The sequence below is a fragment of the Thiomonas sp. genome, assembly GCF_054608695.1.
In genome coordinates this window covers 1-4,761 of the sequence record NZ_JBTRXV010000161.1, presented here as the reverse complement: position 1 = coordinate 4,761, position 4,761 = coordinate 1, and the positions used below count along the sequence as shown (strand labels likewise).

Below are 4,761 nucleotides of genomic sequence, written 5' to 3'. Positions count from 1 at the left end.
GGAACCCCTGGGCTATATCCCGCCGGCAGAAGCTGAGGCAAACTACTATCGGCAACTCGCCAGTCAGACCTCCATGGTGGTGGCCTGACTTAAACCAACCGGCCTCCACGAAAGCCGGGGCGGTTCAGTCCGTTGTGGACCGGGACATGCGTCTTCTTGTGCTTTGGGGGCATCCACCCCGCATCGGCCTCGGGGTCGTAGTGGTCCAGGATGCTGCGCGCGAGAGGGAGCGCTCCTTCGCGGCCATCCTTGGTCAGCTTGCCGAACATGCGGGCGGGACCGACATAGTTCGACGGCGCGGCCAGGTTGATGATGAAGGCCTTGGGGAAGAGGTCGGGGCCTTCCTTGGCCGTGGCGCCCTTGTGGTGGATGTAAATGTTGGCAAACGGCGTGGCCGTGTAGCCGACGTAGGCCTTGCGGGTGAAGGAGTGCAGCAGTTGCCGAATCAGGCTGTTTATGGTCTTGGGCTGGTGCTCTTCGTCGGGCGTGCCGTCATCGTTGAACACCTGTTCGCCCGTGTCCACCGAGGCGTTGTCCGCTTCGTCGTCGATCATCAGGAGCGGCAGCTTGGTGACGAGCTTTCGTCCGTCCCCCGAATCGGTCGCGTCGGCCACGCGCGTTTGAATCCATTTGAGGAGTTCGGTCAGCACGGTCTTTTGTTTCTTGACCACGAACAGCCATGGACGCTCTTCCGGCGAGATGCCATGGAAGTGCTTGGCGATGGCCTTGCTGAAATCGCCGTTCTCCGCCCGTGTCGTCGCCGAGTTGGTTTTGAGGTCCTCGCCAAACGCTGCCACGCCGATGGCGGCGCCCGCGTCGCGGTCGGCTGTCGTCTCGTAGCCAAGGAAGCCTTCTTCGAGGCGCATCTGCGTCTGCGAGCGTAGGTTGTTGTGCATGCCCGCCAGCACGATGATGATCTTGTAGCCGGCGTCGGCGGCCTTGTTGATCAAGCCGGTGTAGTTGCTGGTCTTGCCTGATTGCACATGCCCGACGACAAGCCCCCGCCGATCCCAGGGATCCGCCCGCAACGGGTCTTCAAGGAGGCCGAGGATGTCCTCGGTCGCTTCGTCCAGGCCATCGACGACCACGTCGGACAGCTTGGACTCCTGATAGTCGCGGTAGCGGCGCCAGTAATGCCAATCCTTTTTGCGAGCTGCGGTGAGCCAATCAAAGTGCCCCGTGTTGTCCTTGAGCGTGGTGGCCTTGCCCATGCGGTGGCTGAATCGCTGGATGAGGGTTGCGACCGCCTTGGCTTCGTCCAACGGGACGGGCGGATCGGTCGCGAACATCGCGGCGGCCAGTTTCACCTTCTCGGCGATATAGGACGGCGTGATCTTTGACGAATCCTTCTCGGCCTTCACCAGCCGTTGCGCGGTGGCGATGACATCTTCGAGCAACTGCGCCTGCGCTGCTGCCTCTTCTGCTGCGGTCATTTTTTACTCCCTAGTTTTGCGATAAGCGCCGGGTATTTTTGGAACGGCTCCGTGCGCGACATTGATTTGCGGGCCTCCTCGACGCTGAGGCTCTTGCGTTCGATGAGGTCCTGGAAGAGCACGGTGGCGACCTCGATCACGGCCGCGTTGGGCTCGCCATCGAATCCCGTGCGAGGCGTCTCTTTGTTCTCGGCCGTGTCGAGCCAGATGCGTTGCACGGGGACGGTTTCCTCGATTACTCGGAGCATCGACTTGATCAAGGGAACGAGCGTCCCTGCGTTTTCAAGGACTGCGGCGACGGAGGGGTGGGATTCTTCGATCCGATACCGCACGCCAGCCTTGATGCGATCGACGCGCCAGGCCTGTTCGATGGGGATGTTGCCCTTCGCTGGCGCTGGCGTGCCGCGATAGGCGAACACGCGCCGGGCGCGCTCGCGGGTGTTCTCGGCCAAGAGGGTGAGCCAAAGCCTCAGCGACACGGGCGGCCTGGCCGTCGATTTGCGAACGTCGATCTTCCAATCCGCGTCGGCGGTGTTAGGGATGTCCAAGCGGATGCGGGCGAGGCGGTGCGCCTCTTCGCGGTTCCACGCGCGGGAGTTGCCCAGTCCCAGCCAGCCGCCCGCGACCAAGAGGCGCTCGTTGCGGTAGACGTAGAAGCCTTGCTGCGCGGTCCACCCAGCGGGGCCGGCGTTGGCTTCGAACTCGATGGCGGTCAATTTGTCGCGGTGGGGCAGGACATGGGCCTGCACCGTGACCGTTCCATAGTCGGTTGGGTGGTTGGTGGGCGGCGATGTCCAGGGCTTCGCGGGGTGTCCCGTCATGAAGGGGTCCCACGGCGCGACGGCTCGGCCGTTCAAGAGCAATTTGAGCTTGGCGCGCGGCCCTTGGAGAAGGCGGTGGAAAACCATTGCCAAATGGGACTCGACGGTGTCGATGAGGTCGTGGAAGTCGTTGGAGGTGAAGCCGGTTGTGACCACGCGGTCCATCTGCTCCCACAATACGACAGTCCCGGCCTTCTTGCCCTTCAAGCCGGCGATATGGGGTTTCGACCCCTGCACCGGCCCCTCGAAAAGGAGCCAGCCGCCATCGGGATCTGCAGCGAGTTCATCGAGGTCCCAGCGTAGGCAGCTCGTGGCGCCATCTTTGATGGAGGCGACGGTGAGCCTGCGGCATTGGGAGAAGGAGGCGGTTTTCAGTCCCAGGCCAAACCGCCCGAGGTCGTGCGCCGATCGAGCGTCCAGCGGGTTCTTGTCGCCCAAGCGCATGGCGCTTTCGAGCTCGGCGTCACTCATGCCGCGCCCGTTATCCAAGACCGTGATCCGGCTGCCAGGTCCATTCCAGGTGGAATCGAGCCGGACCTCGCTGGCTCCGGCCGAGATGCTGTTGTCGATGATGTCGGCCAAGGCCGCACCGGTCGAGTAGCCGAGGCCTCGCAGGGACTCGAGCATCGCCATGGCGCGCGGCGGCGCGCTTCTTGTCTTGTTCTTCATCGCCAGTAGCCTTTGCCCGGCCAAAAGAAGAATCCGAGCCCAATCAGCTTTCGGACGATCTTGCGGGAGTGGTTGTCGGGTCTTTCCGTGATGTGGACCCAGATTCTTCTCTCCGGCCCCTCGGGGTAGTCTTCGACGGCGATGCCAATCGCTCGCGCGTGGCTTAGAAGCTTTTCGAGGGCCGTGGGCGTGGAGCCATTCATCCGCTCGGGCATCGGAGTCGCCCGCGCCGCTGTTTTGAGCTGTGGAGGGGTGTCGTCAGCAACTGCAAACGTGTCGCCATCGACCTCGTCGTCCTCATCGTCCGATTCGTCATTTGGGTCATCGCTCCCCCCGTGTTGTGGCGGTGCGCCATTGAGTTCGCGCAGGAGCCGTTCGAGCCGCACGGGATGCTTCAATTTGCGCAGCGCCGACGCTTCGATTTGTCGAATGCGCTCGCGCGTCACGTCGAGCCTTTTTCCGATCTCATCGAGCGTCATTGAATCCTGAGTGCCGATGCCGATGCCAATGCCAATGCCAATGCCAATGCCAATGCCAATGCCAATGCCAATGCCAAAGCGCATGCGCAGCACGCGCGCCTCTTTGGGCTTGAGCGTTTCCAAGAATCGGTCGATGGCGCCGGTCAGTTGCATGTCTTCAACGATGTCCATCGGATCGCGGGCCGTGTATTCGTCCTTGGCATCTGCGGCGATGTGATCATCCAGTCCGTCGATCTCGTGGAGCGGCGTTGGCTCCATGGCTACGCGGATGAGCGACAAGACCTTCTTGATCGGCAATCCCACCAAGTCGGCGATCTCTTGGACGGTGGGAGCTTGCCCGTGCCTGAGCTCGAATGCTCGGACCGCCTTCGCGATTCGCTGCGTTGTTTCATAGACGTGGACGGGCAAGCGGATGGTCTTGCCCTTGTCGGCGACATATAGGCCGACCTGCTGCCGAATCCACCAGGTGGCGTAGGTCGAAAATTTGAAGCCACGGCGCCAGTCGTAGCGGTCCACAGCCTTGATCAGGCCAATGTTCCCCTCTTGCAGAAGATCGTCCAAGGGTTGGCCGCTGAACAGATATTTCTTGGCGATGGAGTAGACGAGCTTCAAATTGGCGACGGCCATTTGGTCGCGAGCGCGCCGATAGGCCTTCATTGCCTGGCCGAAAGCAAGCGCCGGCTCGGGCTCTCCGGCCAACTTGGAATCGGCGAGCTCCATGAGGAAGCTTCGAGTCAGGCCAAGCGACGCAATGGCGCCACGGCAGGCGTTCCATTCAGGGGCATCGTGGCTTGCGACGACGGCGAGGCCCGACAGGAGCTCCGCATTGACGCGGAGCTCCTCCAATTCGCCGATGGATTCTTTGGCGTCTAGGCCAAATTGGGAGTCGCCTTCGTCTTCGGCGCTGACGGCATCGGACTGCGGGTCGGATTCGGCGTCTGGGTAAGCGCTTGGAATGGTTTCGGCGTCGTGGGGCTCGACTGGCGGTCTCGACGACAGCCAGCGCAGCGGCTTCGCGCCAGAAGTGACTTTCTTCGCAGCAATCAGCACGGTGCCAATGCCCGATGGCCATGAGGCCAGCGCGTCGAGAGCCTTCTCCACGCCGCGCTCCATGGCTTGGCCAAGAGCGACCTCAGCCTCGGCCGTGAGAAGCGCTTCGCCTTGGAGCTCACGTTGATAGATGCGCAGCGGCTCGTTGCGGTGGCTTGCCAGCTCGTCCACAAACGCAATTGTGAACCGCCCCGGCTTTCGTGGAGGCCGGTTGGTTTAAGTCAGGCCACCACCATGGAGGTCTGACTGGCGAGTTGCCGATAGTAGTTTGCCTCAGCTTCTGCCGGCGGGATATAGCCCAGGGGTTCC

The 4,761-nt window shown here is 62.3% G+C and carries 3 protein-coding genes; all 3 read right to left on the bottom strand.

Annotated elements, in window-relative coordinates:
* Positions 1–89: 89 nt before the first annotated feature.
* The 3 genes from ACYCUK_RS23390 to ACYCUK_RS23380 all read right to left on the bottom strand — a co-directional run bounded on the left by ACYCUK_RS23390 (position 90) and on the right by ACYCUK_RS23380 (position 4,623).
* Complete coding sequence (locus ACYCUK_RS23390) at positions 90–1,361, bottom strand: hypothetical protein (RefSeq protein ID WP_461596990.1); 1,272 nt, start codon at positions 1,359–1,361, stop codon at positions 90–92.
* 68 nt (positions 1,362–1,429) lie between these two features.
* Positions 1,430–2,923, bottom strand: a complete 1,494-nt coding sequence (locus ACYCUK_RS23385) for an ATP-binding protein (RefSeq protein WP_461596989.1) — start codon at positions 2,921–2,923, stop codon at positions 1,430–1,432.
* Positions 2,920–4,623, bottom strand: coding sequence for a sigma-70 family RNA polymerase sigma factor (locus tag ACYCUK_RS23380; protein ID WP_461596988.1), 1,704 nt, complete (start codon positions 4,621–4,623; stop codon positions 2,920–2,922). Before ACYCUK_RS23380 ends, ACYCUK_RS23385 begins: the two co-directional genes overlap by 4 nt.
* Positions 4,624–4,761: the final 138 nt, after the last annotated feature.